This is a genomic window from Arthrobacter sp. B2a2-09 (genome assembly GCF_027587375.1).
GTDB lineage: Bacteria > Actinomycetota > Actinomycetes > Actinomycetales > Micrococcaceae > Arthrobacter.
In genome coordinates this window covers 1-17,218 of record NZ_JAMXIC010000015.1, presented here as the reverse complement: position 1 = coordinate 17,218, position 17,218 = coordinate 1, and the positions used below count along the sequence as shown (strand labels likewise).

15 protein-coding genes are annotated in these 17,218 nt (G+C 64.9%); 8 read left to right on the top strand and 7 right to left on the bottom strand.

What is annotated here, in order from left to right:
* Positions 1–160 precede the first annotated feature (160 nt).
* Complete coding sequence (locus tag NFJ07_RS15800; protein WP_269995746.1) at positions 161–1,651, bottom strand: nucleobase:cation symporter-2 family protein; 1,491 nt, start codon at positions 1,649–1,651, stop codon at positions 161–163.
* A 170-nt stretch (positions 1,652–1,821) separates the two neighbouring features.
* Complete coding sequence (gene pucL / locus NFJ07_RS15795; protein WP_269995744.1) at positions 1,822–2,736, bottom strand: factor-independent urate hydroxylase; 915 nt, start codon at positions 2,734–2,736, stop codon at positions 1,822–1,824.
* 424 nt (positions 2,737–3,160) lie between these two features.
* On the opposite strand from pucL, the gene NFJ07_RS15790 reads away from it, so the two are divergent.
* Entirely contained in the window at positions 3,161–3,337 is a 177-nt protein-coding gene (locus NFJ07_RS15790) for a hypothetical protein (RefSeq protein ID WP_269995742.1), read from the top strand.
* A gap of 127 nt (positions 3,338–3,464) precedes the next feature.
* Here the strand turns inward: NFJ07_RS15790 and NFJ07_RS15785 are convergent, their stop codons facing one another.
* Positions 3,465–4,280 carry a DUF2510 domain-containing protein gene (locus NFJ07_RS15785; protein ID WP_269995741.1) on the bottom strand — a complete coding sequence of 272 codons (816 nt, stop codon included), beginning with the start codon at positions 4,278–4,280 and terminating at the stop codon, positions 3,465–3,467.
* A gap of 34 nt (positions 4,281–4,314) precedes the next feature.
* Positions 4,315–5,718, bottom strand: a complete 1,404-nt coding sequence (locus tag NFJ07_RS15780) for an 8-oxoguanine deaminase (RefSeq protein WP_269995740.1) — start codon at positions 5,716–5,718, stop codon at positions 4,315–4,317.
* Positions 5,719–6,094: 376 nt separating this feature from the next.
* On the opposite strand from NFJ07_RS15780, the gene NFJ07_RS15775 reads away from it, so the two are divergent.
* The 5 genes from NFJ07_RS15775 to NFJ07_RS15755 all read left to right on the top strand — a co-directional run bounded on the left by NFJ07_RS15775 (position 6,095) and on the right by NFJ07_RS15755 (position 13,507).
* On the top strand, positions 6,095–6,589 hold the full coding sequence (locus tag NFJ07_RS15775; RefSeq protein ID WP_269995739.1) for a nucleoside deaminase: 495 nt from the start codon (positions 6,095–6,097) through the stop codon (positions 6,587–6,589).
* 15 nt (positions 6,590–6,604) lie between these two features.
* A complete protein-coding gene (locus NFJ07_RS15770) occupies positions 6,605–8,176 on the top strand; it encodes an NCS2 family permease (RefSeq protein WP_442865358.1) in 1,572 nt (523 codons plus the stop codon).
* A 314-nt stretch (positions 8,177–8,490) separates the two neighbouring features.
* A complete protein-coding gene (locus tag NFJ07_RS15765) occupies positions 8,491–9,693 on the top strand; it encodes an XdhC family protein (protein WP_269995736.1) in 1,203 nt (400 codons plus the stop codon).
* Positions 9,684–10,646, top strand: a complete 963-nt coding sequence (locus NFJ07_RS15760) for an FAD binding domain-containing protein (RefSeq protein ID WP_269995734.1) — start codon at positions 9,684–9,686, stop codon at positions 10,644–10,646. Before NFJ07_RS15765 ends, NFJ07_RS15760 begins: the two co-directional genes overlap by 10 nt.
* 2 nt (positions 10,647–10,648) lie before the next feature.
* Entirely contained in the window at positions 10,649–13,507 is a 2,859-nt protein-coding gene (locus NFJ07_RS15755) for a molybdopterin-dependent oxidoreductase (protein ID WP_269995732.1), read from the top strand.
* Between the two features lie 169 nt (positions 13,508–13,676).
* Here NFJ07_RS15755 and NFJ07_RS15750 read toward each other — a convergent pair whose 3' ends face one another.
* Complete coding sequence (locus tag NFJ07_RS15750) at positions 13,677–14,090, bottom strand: YybH family protein (RefSeq protein WP_269995730.1); 414 nt, start codon at positions 14,088–14,090, stop codon at positions 13,677–13,679.
* 130 nt (positions 14,091–14,220) lie between these two features.
* On the opposite strand from NFJ07_RS15750, the gene NFJ07_RS15745 reads away from it, so the two are divergent.
* Positions 14,221–15,090, top strand: a complete 870-nt coding sequence (locus NFJ07_RS15745; protein WP_269995728.1) for a MerR family transcriptional regulator — start codon at positions 14,221–14,223, stop codon at positions 15,088–15,090.
* Between the two features lie 100 nt (positions 15,091–15,190).
* On the opposite strand, the gene nboR is transcribed toward NFJ07_RS15745, so the two are convergent.
* A complete protein-coding gene (gene nboR, locus NFJ07_RS15740; RefSeq protein ID WP_269995726.1) occupies positions 15,191–15,820 on the bottom strand; it encodes a nicotine blue oxidoreductase in 630 nt (209 codons plus the stop codon).
* Between the two features lie 202 nt (positions 15,821–16,022).
* Here nboR and NFJ07_RS15735 point away from each other — a divergent pair, with 202 nt between their 5' ends.
* Positions 16,023–16,214 carry a YegP family protein gene (locus NFJ07_RS15735; RefSeq protein WP_269995725.1) on the top strand — a complete coding sequence of 64 codons (192 nt, stop codon included), beginning with the start codon at positions 16,023–16,025 and terminating at the stop codon, positions 16,212–16,214.
* A 56-nt stretch (positions 16,215–16,270) separates the two neighbouring features.
* Here NFJ07_RS15735 and NFJ07_RS15730 read toward each other — a convergent pair.
* The coding region (locus tag NFJ07_RS15730; RefSeq protein ID WP_442865357.1) for a transketolase-like TK C-terminal-containing protein at positions 16,271–17,218 on the bottom strand (948 nt) is incomplete at its 5' end.

Genomic DNA, 17,218 nt, shown 5'->3' with positions numbered 1-17,218 from the left:
CTGCTCTGAGCGAGCGTCGCGGATTCGCTCATCGATCCTCATGAAACAACCGTCTCGTGCCGGGGCGGCAAACCAGCACGCAGCGCGAAATGGCAGGTGTTGCCCCATTTCTTGCCTGCGAAATAGGGACAACACCTGCCAGTTTGGCGGAGAAGAGCCGTCAGTGCTCTGCCGGGGTGTCCGACTTGAGCGGCACTTCCTTGCCTTCGGCGTCGATCAGTTTGCCGTTCTCGAAACGGTCGCCGTGCGCGAGGCAAGCAATGTCCGCTTCGCTGACCACGCGTCCCGTGCCTGCTACGAACACGGACTGGTTGTCCGAGTTGCCGGCCTTGAGGTGGTTGAAGAGCATGTTCAAGAGGATGGCCATGATGGCGGCCGAGCTGATGCCCGAGTGGAAGATGGTGGAGAACCAGGACGGGAACTGGTCGTAGAACTTCGGAGCCGCGATCGGAATCATGCCGAAGCCGATGGACGCAGCCACGATGATCAGGTTCATGTTGTTGCGGTATTCCACCTTGGAGAGCGTCCGGATGCCGCTTGCGGCCACGGTTCCAAAGAGTACGACGCCGGCGCCGCCCAGGACGGGTGTTGGAACCGCTGCGACAACCCGCCCGAGGACGGGCAGCAGGCCGAGGACCACCAGGATGAATCCGCCGGCGCTGACCACGAAGCGGCTCTTGATGCCGGTGATGGCTACGAGGCCGACGTTCTGGGCAAAGGCGCTCTGGGTGAAGGAGTTGAAGATCGGCGAGATGGCGCTGGAGAGCATGTCCGCCCGCAGGCCATTGCCGATACGGCGTGAATCGACCTTGGTCTCAACGATCTCCCCGACGGCGATGATGTCCGCCGAAGTCTCGGTCAGTGTGACCAGGATGACGATCAGCATCGAAACGATCGAGGCGATTTCGAAGGTGGGAGCCCCGAACGCGAAGGGCGTGGGGAAGGCCACCACCGGACCTTGGCCAACCTTGGAGAAGTCGGCCATGCCGGTAGCGAGGGCGATGACGGTCCCGATGACCATGGCAAGGAGAATGGACAGGCGCGAGATGGCCGCGTTGCCGATCTTGCTCAGGAGCAGGACGATTCCCATCGTGGCCGCGGCGAGGCCGATGTTCGCCATGCTGCCGTAGTTGGGTGCGGCGCTGTTGCCCCCCATGGCCCAGTTGGCCGCGACGGGCATGAGGGTCAGCCCGATGGTGGTGATAACGGTGCCTGTGACTACGGGTGGGAAGAACTTGATGATCTTGGAGAAAAGGGGTGTGATCACCAGGCCAATCAGGGAAGCCACCATGACCGAGCCGAATACCGCCTGGATCCCGCCTCCGCCGTTGACGATCGCCACCATGGTGGAAACCCCAGCGAAGGACACGCCCTGGACCAGCGGCAGTTGCGATCCGAAGAACGGGATGCCGACGGTCTGCAAAATGGTGGCGAGGCCGCCCACAAACAGGCAGGCCGCGATCAGGAGGCCGATGTTCTGCGAGGACATGCCTGCGGCGGCTCCGATGATGAGCGGCGGGGCGATGATGCCGCCGTACATGGTCAAGACGTGCTGGAAGCCGTAGGCGAACGTGCTCCCGATCGAGAGGCGCTTGTCCTCGGGCCGGGCTGGCCGGGAATCGGCGAGGCGGGTTTTCTTCTTGGTGTTCATGGCAGACTTTCTTGGTTCATGGCAGACGTCTTTGTCTGGCTAACAATGTCTGGCTAACAAAATTGAGGGATTTTGGGTGTGAGTGATTGCCCAACTGACTCGCATTTGATGTCGTTTTGAGGCTCCAAAACGGCACCTACTGCGAGTCAGTTGGGCGGGTACCCGGGGGCTTAGCAGAAGCCGGCGATGCCGTTCCACGCAGCCGGGGCAGGTGTGGTGTTGTCGCGCTGGACCGTGGCTTCGATCAAGCCGTACGGGCGGTCCGCGGCGAAGAAGACCTCGTTGGGGTTGTCGAGGCCGAACGGGCTGAGGTCCACCAGGAAGTGGTGCTTGTTGGGCATGGAGAACTTGATCTCGTCCACTTCGGTGTGGGCCTCGAGGACCTTCTTGCCCATGTCGAACAGGGTCTGCTGCAAGGCGTGGGAGTAGTTCTCGGTGAAGCCTTCCAAGAGCAGGGCCTTGATGTCCTCGTAGCTCTTGTTGAAGTCGGTCCCGGCAAAGTCAAGACCGGTGCTGTAGCGCCAGCGGGCCGAGACGTCGGTGGCGAGGATGCGGTCCGTGGTCTCGGGCAGCGTGGTGTAGCGGTCGCGGGGGTAACCCACGAAGCCGGACTCGGTGGTCTTCAGGACGGTCAGGTCCTTGAGGCCGGAGATGAGGTGCGTGGTGTTGCCTTCACGGACCACGACGGCGGTGCGGACTTCCTGCCCCTTGCGGACAAAGCTGTGGTCGTGTTCGGAGCCGTGTGCCTGGATGCGGTCCCAGGTGTAGGCCTCGGCTTCCCAGCGGCCGCCCGTGACCCACTCGAAGCCTGAGGTGAAGTGTTCGCTCAGGCGCAGGAGGAAGGCTTCGGGAGAGCCGATGCCGTCGCGGGCAAAGGCGTAGATGGTGTTCTTCTGGGTGTCCGTGGCGACGACGTGTGCGTTGTCGCCTTGGAGGTGCGCAGCCTGGAAGTCTCCGCGCAATTGCGAGGTGACGTTAAGGTCTTCGATCTGGTGGCGGTCGGTGTCGCGGGTGACTTTGACGACGCGGACTTCTGCCTTGCCGTACTGGTTGTCGCCGAGGACGATGTTGTTGCTCATGGTCATATCCCAACTTCTATGAGGTGGAACCACTAAGGTCCACCAATGAAATTAAGCGCGTGTTTCATACGCGTTTCTGGTGGAGCCGACCCAACAAAAAAAGAGCCGGCATCCGTTGATGCCAGCTCATTACGACCCTGCCTGCTGCTCCCAGGTTACGTGACCTGCGCCACGAATTGAAGAAAGCGTAGCTCACGTTTGCCAGTGGTGTACATCACTTCCGGAGAATCGTTATCTACTTTCTGATTGTGACCGACGGCGACTGGCGGCGGGGGCGTGGCCCCGCGGGCACCCCTTGACGCGGTTTGGGAATCCCCTCTACCATTTCCATATAACAAAAAATGTTTTCCAAGATGCGGAAATATGAAAACGAGTGAAGAATCTGGACCGCATCGCCACGGAGAACTGAGCGCATGAAATAGGAGGACAGATGGACTCGCAGGATAAGAACAACGTCGTGGAATTCCCGGCGCCCGGCCAGGAACTGTACCTGCCATTCGGCGCCACGGATCCTGACTTCTACATTCCGGCCGACTGTGACCGTATGCCCGGGACATTTTCCCGTTGGCTGCGAGCCCTTCCGGTATTCGGCCGGCAGCGTTCCTAGGGCTCCTGCCCCTGGGGATGAGGGACTCTGCGCAACAGAGCCAAAAAGGCGGGCGGCACTGAACCCTCCCTACGGGGGTGTGCCGCCCGCCACTTTGGTATGGAACATAAAATTCTGTCCCGGGAACCTACATGGGCAGGGCCTTGGCGATGGTCGAAACGATCATGCTCACTTTGACGGCCACCAGGATGAAGCTCACAGCAACCACGCCAATGAGCGCCCAAACCGGTGCGAGTCCGCGCGGTGGTGCCACCTTATGGACAATCACTGAACGCCCAACCACGTAGACTCCGGCGCCCAAGAAGGCCCATGCCCAGTGGAAGGGGCGGACCACTCCGTCCTTCTGCAGCTTTTGCCAGTCGAGGTAGGACAAGAGAACGCTGACTCCGTAGATGAGCCACCCTGAAACGATGAGCAGGAAATATGGAACGCTGAACGAGCCGGGATCGAGGGCCGGCACGCGCCTGGCGCCCACAATTCGCAAGTGGAAGACCGGATTCCAGAGCAGCAGGATGATCAGTGTGATGACCGGCAGTAGGGTGACGAGCCAGATGAACGGGTTGTAGACCGGCGTCTGCTTGCTGATTTCCGGGCGGGGAGCGGGTTGGACTGGCCCCGCGTACTGCCCTGGCCCTGCGTATTGCCCCGGCCGCGCGGCCGCGGGCCACGCCCCGCCGGGCTGACCCGCCCCGGCCTGCGAGACGCCGGGCTGACCGCCTCCGGCCTGCTGACCCGCCCCGGCCTGCGAGATGCCGGGCTGACCTGCGCCGGGCTGACCTGCGCCGGGCTGACCCGGCGCGGCCTGCGAGACCCCGGCCTGACCCGGTGGGTTCCAAGCGGTTCCAGTCCAGGCGTTGCCGTCCCACCACCGTAGTTGCCCGGAGCCAGAGGGGTCCGGGTACCAACCTGGAGGAGTCGGAGTGCTGTGCTGGGGGACGGTCATGATATGCCTCCTGATCTACGACCTAATCGAGAGGCTACTCCGAACCCCTGATGATTTTCTGTGCGGCGGCTGAGTGTTTGGCAATAAGTTCCGGGACGTCCAGATCCGGTATCTGGCCGTCCACCACGCGCCACTTGCCGCCCACCATGACGCGGTCGGCGCGGTCCGCCGCGCAGAGCAACAACGCGGCGATGGGATCGTGGCTGCCGGAGAAGCGCAGCCCGTCAAACGTGAACATGGCGAGGTCTGCCTGCATTCCGGGAGCTATCTGGCCGATGTCCGTTCGGCCCAGCACTGCAGCGGATCCCCGGGTCGCCCAGCCGAGGGCGCGCTCCACCGGAACGTCCGCGCCGTAGCGCAGCCGCTGCAGATACAGCGCTTGCCGCGCTTCCAGGATCATGTTGGAGGCATCGTTCGACGCCGAACCGTCCACTCCCAGCCCTACCGGAACCCCGGCGGCCTCAAGTTCCAGCACCCGCGCGGTGCCGGACGCGAGCCGCATGTTCGACGTCGGGCAGTGCGCGACGGCGGTGCCCGCGGCACCCAGCCGGGCGATCTCGTCGTCGTCGAAATGGATGCCGTGGCCAAGCCAGGTGCGCTTTCCGAGCCAGCCGACGCTGTCCAAATAGTCGACCGTGCGCAGCCCGAACATCTCGCGGCAGAAATCTTCCTCGTCGATGGTTTCCGCGAGGTGCGTGTGGAGCCGGACATCCAGCCGTTCGGCCATGGCGGCGCTCTCGGCCATGATTTCCCTGGTCACGGAGAAGGGCGAGCAAGGGGCCAAAGCGATCTGGATGACAGCGCCGTCTCCGCGTTCGTGATACTTCCCGATCAGCCGTTCGCTGTCCGCGAGGATCACCTCCGGGCGCTGCACGGTGGACCGCGGCGGCAGGCCGCCGTCGTCCTCGCCCAGCGTCATGGACCCGCGGGTGAGCGTGGCGCGCATCCCGAGTTCACGCACGACGCCGACCTCAATATCGATCGCGTCCTCAAGACCCGCGGGGAAGAGGTAGTGGTGGTCGGCTGCCGTGGTGCAGCCGGAAAGCAGGAGTTCCGCGAGCGCTACTTTCACGGCAAGTTCGAGGCTGCCCGGCGTCAGCCGCGCCCACACGGGGTAAAGGTTTTGCAGCCAGGGAAACAGGGGAGCGTTGGCCACCGGACCCCAGGCACGAGTGAGCGTTTGGTAGAAGTGGTGGTGCGTGTTGATGAGCCCGGGGAGCAGGACGTGATTGCCGGCGTCGAAAGTTTCATGGCACGGTGCGGATGGACGCTTCCCGGCGGGGACGAGCTCGGCGATTTTCCCATCGCTGACCACAATGCCACCGCGGGCGTCGAGTCCGTTGGCGGTGAACACTGCGAGGGGATTCTTGATCCAGAGCCGGGAAGGGCTTGGGTCTGCTGCTCCCGCGGCGGGCTGGAAATCGGATTTCGGGGACATTGGAATCCTTGTCTGGTCGGCGTAGTTGCGTTCCAGCTCAGTGGTTCCTGTCTGCTGATCCAGGTTCCGGAGGTCAACCCTGCCGGTGGCACCCAGCGTAGGTGGCTCCCCGAAATGCGTCAATGTGACTGACGCTGAGATGCCAGTCCCAAGCCTGAATTTCACATGTCGAAACTTTTTTTCCAGAAACTATGGCGCTGCTCACATCTCCGGTGCTAATCTCATTTTGCCAAAGGCGGGCACCCGGACTCCGGGAAGCTATCTACCAGGCGAAACCTTCAAAAGCACATGCTGAAGCCTGGTAATCGCAGCACTAATCTGTCTTGTTCAGATGCCTCCCTGGTTACGGGCTTCCTCAGCACTAAGGAAGTCGCACATGAGTACCACCGTCACGGCCGAACGTTTCTTGGCCACTTCCATTGAGCTGGCAACAGCCAATGTCCTCAACAGCGGCGGGCCGTTCGGCGCCGTCATTGTCACCGCGGATGGCCGCGCCTTCGAAGGCGTCAACCGGGTCACCGCAACCAACGACCCCACGGCCCACGCCGAGGTCACCGCCATCCGCAATGCCTGCCGCGAGCTCGGCACCTTCGATCTCAGCGGAGCCACCCTCTACACGAGCTGCGAGCCATGCCCCATGTGCCTGGCCTCGGCTCTCTGGGCCCGCATCGGCAACGTGGTTTTCGCAGCAGACCGGCACGACGCCGCCTCCGTCGGCTTCGACGACGCCGTCTTCTACGAATACTTCGAGAACGAGGACCGGGACACGCTCATGCCGGTCGCCAAGCTGGAACTGGGCGACCCCCAGTCGCCGGCCATCCTGGAACCGTTCAACACCTGGAACACGCTTGACTCCAGGATTGACTACTAGGGCCCGGTGGCTGAAATGACAATCCTGGACCCCGCAGAAATGCGAACGGCAACTGAAAAGCAGGCTGCGCCCTTGGGCGCAGGGCAGACAGCGGCAGGCGAAAAGCACACGGCAACCGGACTGGCACAGCGGGGCAGCAGCCCCAGGCCCCCGGCGTCGAACTCCTTCCTGGATCGTTTCTTCCAGATCACCAAGCGTGGCTCCACGCTGGCCCGCGAATTCCGCGGCGGCATCGTCACGTTCTTCACGATGGCCTACATCGTTATCCTCAACCCCCTGATCCTGGGCGGATTCTCAGCCCAGAACGCACCCACCGATGTGGCGGGCGGATGGTTGTCCGCAGCGCAGGTGGGGGCAGTCACTGGCCTGACCGCCGGTGTCATGACGGTCCTCTTCGGCCTTATCGCGAACCTGCCGTTCGGGCTCGCCGCGGGCTTGGGAATCAACTCGTTCCTTGCAGTCGCCGTCATCCATGAGGTCACCTGGCCAGAAGCCATGGGCCTGGTGGTCATCAACGGCATCCTGATTGTCCTGTTCGGCGTCACGGGTGCCCGGACCGCGATCTTCAAAGCTGTCCCCAAGGAACTCAAGGCCGCCATCACCGTTGGCATCGGCCTGTTCATCGCCTTCATCGGGTTCGTCGATTCCGGCTTTGTCCGCGCCACAAAAGGCGGACCGCCGGTACAGCTCGGCAACGATGGTTCCATCACCTCTATACCTACCCTTATTTTCATTGTCGGTCTGCTGGTCATGGGAATCCTCGTGGCCCGCAAGATCCAGGGCGGCCTCCTGATCGGAATCGTCGCCACCACGGTCCTCGCCGCCGTCGTCGAGGCCGTCATGCACATCGGGCCTGGCAGCGCCGCCAATCCCGGTGGCTGGCACCTCAACACTCCGGTACTGTCCGGCCAGCTGGTTTCCGCCCCGGACTTCAGCCTGGTGGGCCACTTCGACCTCTTCGGTTCGTTCTCGAGGATCGGTGGCCTGGCGGCCACGATGCTGGTGTTCACCCTCGTGTTCACCAACTTCTTCGACGCTATGGGCACCATGACCGGCCTCGCCAAGAGCGCCGGTGTGGCATACAAGGACGGCACGTTCCCCAAGCTCAAGGCGGCCTTCATCGTCGAAGGCCTGGGCGCGGTAGCCGGCGGCGCGACGTCGGGCTCGTCAAACACCGTGTACATCGACTCCGCGGCCGGCATTGGCGAAGGCGCCCGCACGGGCCTGGCTTCGGTAGTCACCGGGCTGCTGTTCCTGGGTTCGATGTTCCTGACCCCGCTCACCAGCGTGGTTCCGCTTGAGGTCGCAGCCGCGGCCCTGGTGGTGGTGGGCGCCATGATGATGGCACAGATCCGCGAGATCAAGTTCTCCAAGTTCTCCGTGGCCCTGCCCGCCTTCCTCACCATCGTCACCATGCCGCTGACATACTCCATCGCCAACGGCATCGGCGTCGGATTCATCTCCTGGGCCGTGATCCACGCGGCATCGGGGAAGGGCAAGAAAGTCCATCCGCTTATGTGGGTGGTGACCGTGGGCTTCTTGATCTACTTTGCCCGCGGGCCGATCAGCACGCTCTTGGGATCTTAACCTAGCGTAGCCGGCCGGTAGTAGGCCGGCAGTGAGACGGCGGTCCGGCCGCAAGTCACCGCAATGAATAGGCGTCCGCCGATCGTCCTCCAACCGCATAGTGCGGACGACGACGGCGGGCGGCGGTGAGTGCGGCCGCTCCGCTAAGGACCGGGGTGGGAAATGAGAGGCCCGCCCCGGTCCTCTTCACGCAACGGGTTGCCTGTTTACCCGAAGCTCTCCTGTACAGACGCAAGGAATGAGAATATGAGGCAAGATCGCACACTGCCCCGGGCGGGTCTCCGGTCCGGGACCTCGGTAAAGGAGGTGTTGCCATGCTGGATTTGATGCCTTCGCTGGGCACGTGGCGGCCCGCGGTCTCCGGGCAGCGATGCGCAGTCGCCACCATCGTGGCCGCGGGAGGCTCCGTGCCCCGGCCCCTGGGCACGTCCATGCTGGTTTCCGAACATGGGGACGTCCTTGGCAGCCTCTCCGGAGGCTGCGTGGAAGGCGCCGTGGTGGAGGCCGCCCTTCAAGCAATGCGCGACGGCGGCAGTCGCCTCGAGTCTTTCGGCTACAGCGCCGAGGACGCGTTCGCCGTCGGGCTCACGTGTGGTGGTGAGCTGGAAGTCCACATCCAGCCGACCGGGGCGGCCGGCTTGGACTTGGCCCTGTTGAACACCGCTTCCGGCGGCTCTTCCCTGGCACTTATCCGCAGGCTCGACGCCGCGGGAGGCGCCGTCGTCGTTCCTGATCCGGCGTGTTTTTCCGCCGCTGCTTCTCGGGAACTTTCGGCCCTCCTTGGCGGGGATGACACCGTGATCCGCGCGGCCGCAGCACAACTCGAACCCCTTTTGCATGGTGGCCGGGCAGGGCTGGTGCGGCTCGCGCCGGCCGAAGGCTGCGGGGGCGCCGCGCCCGACGCCGAACCCATTACCCTCTTCGTGGAAAGCCGCTTGCCAGCGGCCCGCATGCTCATCTTTGGCGCCAACGATTTCGGCGCGGCGTTGCTCCCCGCCGGGAAACTCCTGGGCTACGAGGTCACTTTGTGCGATGCCCGGCCCGCGTTTTCGAGCCAGGGCCGTTTCCTCGCCGCCGACCACCTCGTCACGGACTGGCCGCACCGCTACCTTGCGGCAGAAGCAGCCGCCGGCATGATCGATTCCCGCGCCGTGGTGTGCGTGCTGACCCATGATCCCAAGTTCGACATTCCGCTGCTGGAAACCGCCCTTGCTTTGGATCTCGCCTATGTGGGAGCCATGGGTTCAAGGCGCAGCCACCGGCAGCGGATCGACGGACTGCTGGACTGCGGCGTACCGGTCGAGGCGCTCGAACGCCTGCATTCGCCGATCGGACTGGATCTTGGTGCCGTCACTCCCGCCGAAGTGGCCGTTTCCATTACGGCCGAAATCCTCGCGTCCCGCGCGCCGCACCCGGCCTCTGCCGGGGGTTCGCTCAAGGACGGCGCCGGACCCATTCACCACACCACCCCCGAACACAACACCCTCGAACAAAGCAAGGTGACCCCATGGACATGAACACCATCGAGTCCGTGGTCCCCACCACGGACCCCGGCCAGTGGCGCGAGGGCGACGCCTGGCTTGCCGGCGGCACGGTCTTGTTCTCCTACGGGAGCCCGGTCGGCAGCGAAGAGCCGCTGAAACGGCTGTTGGATCTGGGGCAAGCAGGCTGGCCGGCCGTAACCGTGAGCGACTCCGGCATTGAACTGGCCGCCACCTGCACCGTTGCCGAACTCTACGCGCTCCCGGTGTCGGACGCCGTGGCCGGCCGGAACTGGCCCGGCTTGGACGTCTTCCGGCCGTGCTGTGACTCTTTCGTGGCCTCCTTCAAGGTGTGGAACATGTCCACCGTTGGCGGCAATGTGTGCACCTCGCTCCCGGCCGGACCGATGATTTCGCTCTGCGCCGGCCTGGATGCCAGGGCCACCATCCTTGGCCGGCACGGCAGCAGCCGTACCGTTCCAGTGGTCGAATTCGTTACCGGGGACGGGAAAAACTGCCTGGCACCCGGCGAGCTCCTGCGCAGCATCCAGCTTCCGGCGTCGGCCCTTTCCGCGCGGGTCGCCTTCCGCCGGCTCTCGCTGAGCAACCTCGGAAGATCCGGGGCGCTGCTGATCGGAAGGCTCGACGCCGATGGCGGCCTGGTCCTCACCGTCACCGCTGCCACCAAGCGGCCCGTGCAGCTGCGGTTCGCCGCCGCGGACTTGCCGGACGCCGAACAGCTGGCCGCCGCCGTCGAGCGTTCAATCCCCACGGAGCTGTACCACGACGACATCCACGGGCTCCCCGAATGGCGCCACGACATGACCATTCGCCTTGCCGAGGAGATCCGCGCGGAGCTGCTCGATGCCCCCGCTTCAGGCGGCGGACCGCTGGTGGTCTCCGGTGATTTCTGGCCGCCGCACGCCACCTCGCCACAACCGTCTACCCAAGTTAGATCTACCAATACCGAACAGCAGAAGGAGGCCTGAGCATGGCAATCGAGATCAACGGAACAGCCACCGAGGCCGCACCCCGCCCGGGCCAGTGCCTTCGGACGTTCCTGCGCGAACAGGGCAACTTCGGCGTCAAGAAAGGGTGCGACGGCGGCGACTGCGGCGCGTGCACCGTCCACGTGGACGGTAAACCCGTGCACAGTTGCATCTACCCGGCCGTCCGCGCCGAAGGGCGCTCGGTCACCACCATTGAGGGACTTTCCAGTGTTGGCCCGTCCGGTGAGGAAGAGCTGCATCCCGTGCAGCAGCAGTTCCTGGAACACCAGGGCTTCCAATGCGGCTTCTGCACGGCCGGCATGATGATGACCGCCGCCACCTTCGACGAGGAACAGAAAGCCAACCTCCCGCGAAACCTCAAGGGAAACCTGTGCCGTTGCACGGGTTACCGCTCTATTGCGGACGCTGTGTGCGGTAGCCACACCCACGCCCCCGACGCCGGTGCGGCAGCCACGTCCGGTGCGGCAGCCACGTCCGGCGCGGCAGTAAAGAGTACGGGCCAGCTCGGCGACAACGTTCCTGCCCCGGCGGGACGCGCCGTCGTCACCGGCACCGCCCGCTACACCCTCGACGTCCCGGCCGAACAGCTCCCGGGACTGCTGCACCTCAAACTGCTGCGCTCGCCGCACGCGCATGCCCGCATTGTTTCCATCGATACGACGGCGGCCCTCCAGGTACCCGGCGTCGTCGCGGTTTTCACGCATGAGGATGCGCCTGCCCGGTTGTTTTCAACGGCCCAGCACGAGCTCTACACCGATGATCCCGACGACACCCGTGTCCTCGACGACGTAGTGCGCTTCATCGGCCAGCGGGTTGCCGCCGTCGTCGCCGAATCCGTTGGCGCGGCGGAAGCCGGGGCGCGGGCCATCAAGGTGGAGTACGAAATCCTGGACGCTGTCTTCTCGCCGCAGGATGCGTTGCTGCCCGGTGCGCCCGCGATCCACGGAGAGAAAGACGGGGAAACGGCCCGGATTTCCCGCCCGCAGAACAACGTCGTGGCGGAGGTCCATTCCGAGCTGGGGAGCGTTGAAGCCGGATTTGCAGCGGCCGACTTCATCCACGAGAACACGTACCAGACCCAGCGGGTGCAGCACGTCGCGATGGAAACGCATTGCTCCATCGCGTGGGTAGAGCCCTCCGAGAACCCAGCGGAGGACCGGCTCATGGTGCGTTCCTCCAGCCAGGTCCCGTTCCTGGTCCGGCGCACCCTTGCCCGTGTGTTCGACCTCCCCGAGGACCGGATCCGGGTGGTGGCCGGCCGCGTGGGCGGCGGGTTCGGCGGTAAGCAGGAAGTGCTCACCGAGGACCTCGTGGCCATGGCGGCCCTCAAGCTGGGCCGGCCGGTTCAGGTGGAGTTCACCCGCACCGAGCAATTCACCGCCACCACCACACGCCACCCCTTCACCATCAAGGTCAAGGCCGGGACGAGCCGGGATGGCCACCTGACGGCGATGCAGCTGGACGTCGTCACAAACACCGGCGCCTACGGAAACCATGCGCCCGGAGTGATGTTCCACGGGTGCGGCGAATCCTTGGCCGTCTACAACTGCGCCAACAAGAAGGTGGATGCGCAGGCCGTCTACACGAACACTGTCCCGGCCGGTGCCTTCCGTGGCTACGGGCTGAGCCAGATGATCTTCGCGATCGAATCCGCCATGGACGAGCTCGCCGTCGGAATCGGGATGGACCCCTTGGACTTCCGGCTCAAGAACATGGTCCGGCCAGGGGACCACATGCTCTCCACGAACCCGGAACCTGAAGAAGACGTTTTCTACGGCAGCTACGGACTGGACCAGTGCGTGGCATTGGTCCGCGATGCCCTCGAACGCGGCGGCCAACGCTACCGGGACGCCGGGCTCGACGATCTCGGTCCGGAGTGGGTCACGGGCGTCGGTTCCGCGCTGTCCATGATCGACACCGTTCCGCCTCGCGGGCACTTCGCCCACGCGCGCCTCAGGCTCCTGCCGGACGGTACGTTCGACGCCGCCGTCGGCACCGCCGAGTTCGGCAACGGCACCACCACTGTCCACGCCCAACTCGCGGCGACCGCCCTGTCCACCACGGCGTCGAACGTGGCCGTGCGCCAGTCCGATACGGACCTCGTGGAGCACGATACCGGCGCGTTCGGTTCCGCGGGCACCGTGGTGGCCGGGCAGGCAACTTTGCTCGCGGCGCAGGATCTCGCAGTGCGGATCCGGGCCGTGGCTGCCGGGTTCGCGGGTGTTGCCGAGGCGGATTGCGTGCTCGAAGACGGCACCGTGCGCTGCGGTGAGCGCGTCTTTGCGCTAGCGGAGGTGTACGACGCCGCGCAGCAGCAGGGCGTGGAACTCGCCGCCGAAGGGCGTTGGGGTGGAACGCCGCGTTCGGTCGCCTTCAACGTCCACGGATTCCGGGTGGCCGTGAACACCGGCACGGGGGAGCTCCGGATCCTGCAGAGCGTGCAGGCGGCCGATGCCGGCGTCGTGGTCAATCCACGGCAATGCCGCGGCCAGGTGGAAGGCGGAATCGCCCAGGCACTGGGTGTCGCGCTGTATGAGGAAGTCCGCGTGAACGACGCCGGCCGGGTCACCACCGACATCCTGCGGCAGTACCACATCCCTTCCTTCGCCGACGTGCCACGCAGCGAGGTCTACTTCGCGAAAACGAACGACCAGATGGGGCCGCTCGGTGCGAAGTCCATGAGCGAGAGCCCATTCAACCCCGTGGCACCGGCGCTGGCCAACGCCATCCGGAACGCCACCGGGGTGAGGTTCGCGGCGCTCCCCATCGCCCGGGACAAGATCTACCTGGCGCTCAAGGACGCCGACGCCTCCGCTCCCACCCAACTGGCTCGCATTTAATGTCGTTATGAGGCCCTATAACGACAACAACTGCGAGTCAGTTGGGGTGGCTTGGCCGTGGGAGCCCGTGGGGACTTGCGAGGCGAGGGTGGCGGTGGGGACAGTTGGGCGCCGCCGTCGCCGAGGAGATCCGCTCGGCAGGGAGGCCGGTCGCGTCGCAGATCAGGCCCTACACGGTGGTGATCTTGCCGTCCCACTCGCCGCCGGCCGGGACGGAGGCATGCTGGTGGATCAGTTCCCAGCCGTTCTCACGCCGCTCGAAGCAGTCGGTCTGCCGGGCCATGACGTGCTTGGTGGAGCCGTTCTTGAGCACGATGTTCGTGCTCTGCACCGTGCAGACGATGCCCATGTCCCCGTTGACCTTCGCGGTCAGTTCGAGGATCTCGACGTTGCAGGACTCGAAGTTGGCGAAGGTGTCGTCGAACAGCTTTCGCGCCGGGGGGACGCCCCTGGACGCGAACGGGGGGATGTCGAACCACAGCACGTCGGACGCCCAGTGCCGGGTGCTCTGCGCACCGGTCATCGACGCCGCCATCTCGCGGACGATGGCGATGATGGCTTCCTTGTCCTGCTCGGTCGTCATGACTTTGCTCCCTTCATCTCGCGGCCCTGATCGGCCGCTACGGACAACCCTGCGGCGTGCCCCGGCGAGAGGTGCAAGACCCGCGAGCGCCCGTGTATCTCCCCTTGGGGGAGGTGGCATAGTGGCAGGCATGGACGCGACACTGCCGATCGGGGACTTCGCAAGGGCCACGCACCTGAGCGTGAAGACGCTGCGCTACTACCACCAGGTGGGCCTGCTGGAACCGGACGAGGTAGACCGGCATACCGGCCACCGGTACTACACCACCGCGCAGATCCCGACCGCGCAGATCATCCGCCGCTTCCGCGCCCTGGACATGCCGGTCGAGCAGATCGCCAAGGTGCTGGCCGCCCCCGACCTCGACACCCGCAACGCGCTGCTGGCCGCGCACCTGAACCAGATGGAGCGGGAGTTGGCGCGCAGCCAGTCTGCGGTCGCCTCGCTGCGCGACCTGCTTACCCGCCCGCCGGGCGGCACCCGGGCCGAGATCGGGCGCCGGAGCGTTCCGGCCACGCCGGCGGCTGCGATCACCGAGACGGTGGACGTCGCCGAGGCGTTGACCTGGTACCAGGGTGCGCTCGGTGAGATCTACGCGACGCTCGACGCCCAGGGCCTGGCCGCCGACGCGCCGGCTGGCGGGATCTTCAGTACCGACCTGTTCACCCACGGGCGCGGACCGGCGACGATCTTCGTGCCTTGCGCAGGACCGCTGCGCCCCATGGGTCGGGTCGACGCGCTGGTCATCCCGACGGTCGAGTTGGCGACGATTGTGCACCGCGGCCCGCATGCGAATATCGACCTGGCTTACGGAGCCCTCGGCACGTACGTCGCTGAACATGCCCTCGCCGTGGACGGCCCGATCCGCGAGTACTACCCCGTCGGGCGCCACGAGAGCGCAGAGGCGGCCGAGTGGCGCACCGAGATCTGCTGGCCGATCTTCCACACCGGACCGTCGCCCGACGAACCCGCAGCGCGCACGCACGAAGGAGGCGATGGGTAGAGGGCGCAGATGGCACTCGGAACCTGCGGCGCTGAACGCGCCTGCAGACATGCCCTCGCCACCTGACCAAGCAATCCGGTGAACCTATGCGATCACGGCACTAGTCGCTGAGGAGGTGCAGCTTGTCCTTCGTGTCCACATCGGCCCCGTCGGCGAGGTCGCTGCAGTCGACGACGTCCACCAGCCCGGGGTGCGCTTTGAGGAAACGGCGTGCTCCGGCGTCGCCCTCAGCGGACTCGGCGACTTCGGCACGGAGGGTGGCGTCGATGATCAAGGGGTGGCCGCGCCGAAGTTTTGTTGCGGTGTGGCCGTTGTGGACAGTGTCCGCATATCCCGCTGCGGTCACACGGCCAGGTTGGTGCGCGGCCAGCAGCCTGGCGACGACGCCGGGGGTCAACCCGGGCTGGTCCACCAATGCCACCAGGACGTTGTGGCCAGGGGCGGCCGCCGCGACACCCGTACGAAACGAGCTGGCCATGCCCGACGCCCACTCCGGGTTGTCCACCACAAGGTACTCGCCCAGGTCGGTCGCGTGGCGGACGTCCTCTGCTCCGGCACCAAGCACCACGACTACCTGGCGGCATCCGCTGTCGAGCAGTGTCTTGGCGAGTACCTCCACCAAGGTCTGGCCGCGGAAGGGCAGCAGCGCCTTGGGGCCGAGGCCCAGGCGTGTCCCTGCGCCGCCGGCCAACAGCACACCAATGGTGGGCGCGGGGCTGGAATCGTTCATGGGGTTCACCCTATCCATGTGGCCCCATGAGGTCTCTAGGTTCACCTTGCATTCCGATATAGGTCTACCGAAAAAGGTTGAATATTACCCATGGGTAGGCCTTCTGGCAGGCTCCCATGGCCGATATTCTCTTAGGGACTTCACGAGAGTCAGTGGTCATCGAAGGGGATGCAACGACGCATCCGCGGTGGAAAGAGGGTTTATGTCTGGCATTTTCGAAATTATGACAGCTGGGGAGCAATCGTTCCGTTTCCGGTTGAAGGCCGATGATGGAACGGTAGTGGCGGTATCGCCCAAGTTCCCGGATATTGCGGCCCTTGTGGCCGGTATCAACGCAGTCAGGGAGAATGCCGCCACAGGATTCGTGGTGGATCACCGCTCGCTCGGAGCGTAACAACAAATCGGCGGTAGTGCTCAAGGAGCACTACCGCCGATTCTTTTTTGCGGGCTTTAGGAGTCGCCACCCGAACCGCCGGTGGTGCCGGCAGTCACGTCGAGAAGCTTGTACCGGTCAATGGCGTACGACGGCGCACTCGGGCCAACCTCGCCCCTCGCCGCGAGGAGTTGGAGGGCTTTCACGACGATGGAGTGGGTGTCGTTCTTGAAGAAGCGGCGTGCGGCCTGGCGGGTGTCGGAGAATCCGAAGCCATCGGCGCCGAGGGAGGCGAATTCGTTGGGGACGAATTGGCGGATCTGGTCCGGGACGGCCTTCATGTAGTCGGTGACGGCGATGACCGGCCCGGTGGCGCCGGCGAGTTGCTGGGCGACGAACGGGGTGCGGGGTTCTTCGCCCGGGTTCAGGAAGGCGTGTTCTTCGGCGGCGAGTCCGTCGCGTCGGAGTTCGTTCCAGGAGGTCACGGACCAGACGTCCGCGGAGACTCCCCAGTCCTGGGCGAGGAGTTTCTGTGCTTCCAGTGCCCAGGGGACCGAGACGCCGGAGGCCAGGATTTGGGTCTTGGGGCCTTCAGCGCTCGACGCCGATAGCCGGTAGATGCCCTTCAAAACACCGTTGACATCGAGGTTCTCGGGTTCGTTCGGCTGGGTGATGGGCTCGTTGTACACCGTGAGGTAGTACATCAAGTTTCTATCGGATGCAGGTCCGGTTCCTTCGCCGCTTGCGGCCTCCCCGTACATGCGTTCGAGTCCGTCGCGGATGATGTGTCCGATTTCGTAGCCGTAGGCGGGGTCGTAGGTGAGCACGGCGGGGTTGGTGGAGGCCAGGATGGGGGAGTGTCCGTCGGCGTGTTGGAGTCCTTCGCCGGTCAGGGTGGTCCGTCCTGCGGTGGCGCCGATGATGAAGCCGCGGGTCATCTGGTCCGCTGCGGCCCAGAAGGCGTCGCCGGTGCGTTGGAAGCCGAACATGGAGTAGAACACGTAGATCGGCACGAGGGGTTCGCC

Excerpts from the sequence above, each read along its gene's own strand:
- NFJ07_RS15770 (WP_442865358.1), top strand. The coding sequence starts at position 6,605 with ATGACAATCCTGGACCCCGCAGAAATGCGAACGGCAACTGAAAAGCAG.
- NFJ07_RS15775 (WP_269995739.1), top strand. The coding sequence starts at position 6,095 with ATGAGTACCACCGTCACGGCCGAACGTTTCTTGGCCACTTCCATTGAG.
- NFJ07_RS15745 (WP_269995728.1), top strand. The coding sequence starts at position 14,221 with ATGGACGCGACACTGCCGATCGGGGACTTCGCAAGGGCCACGCACCTG.
- nboR (WP_269995726.1), bottom strand. The coding sequence starts at position 15,820 with ATGAACGATTCCAGCCCCGCGCCCACCATTGGTGTGCTGTTGGCCGGC.
- NFJ07_RS15785 (WP_269995741.1), bottom strand. The coding sequence starts at position 4,280 with ATGACCGTCCCCCAGCACAGCACTCCGACTCCTCCAGGTTGGTACCCG.
- NFJ07_RS15735 (WP_269995725.1), top strand. The coding sequence starts at position 16,023 with ATGTCTGGCATTTTCGAAATTATGACAGCTGGGGAGCAATCGTTCCGT.
- NFJ07_RS15750 (WP_269995730.1), bottom strand. The coding sequence starts at position 14,090 with ATGACGACCGAGCAGGACAAGGAAGCCATCATCGCCATCGTCCGCGAG.
- NFJ07_RS15800 (WP_269995746.1), bottom strand. The coding sequence starts at position 1,651 with ATGAACACCAAGAAGAAAACCCGCCTCGCCGATTCCCGGCCAGCCCGG.
- pucL (WP_269995744.1), bottom strand. The coding sequence starts at position 2,736 with ATGACCATGAGCAACAACATCGTCCTCGGCGACAACCAGTACGGCAAG.
- NFJ07_RS15790 (WP_269995742.1), top strand. The coding sequence starts at position 3,161 with ATGGACTCGCAGGATAAGAACAACGTCGTGGAATTCCCGGCGCCCGGC.
- NFJ07_RS15765 (WP_269995736.1), top strand. The coding sequence starts at position 8,491 with ATGCTGGATTTGATGCCTTCGCTGGGCACGTGGCGGCCCGCGGTCTCC.
- NFJ07_RS15780 (WP_269995740.1), bottom strand. The coding sequence starts at position 5,718 with ATGTCCCCGAAATCCGATTTCCAGCCCGCCGCGGGAGCAGCAGACCCA.
- NFJ07_RS15755 (WP_269995732.1), top strand. The coding sequence starts at position 10,649 with ATGGCAATCGAGATCAACGGAACAGCCACCGAGGCCGCACCCCGCCCG.
- NFJ07_RS15760 (WP_269995734.1), top strand. The coding sequence starts at position 9,684 with ATGGACATGAACACCATCGAGTCCGTGGTCCCCACCACGGACCCCGGC.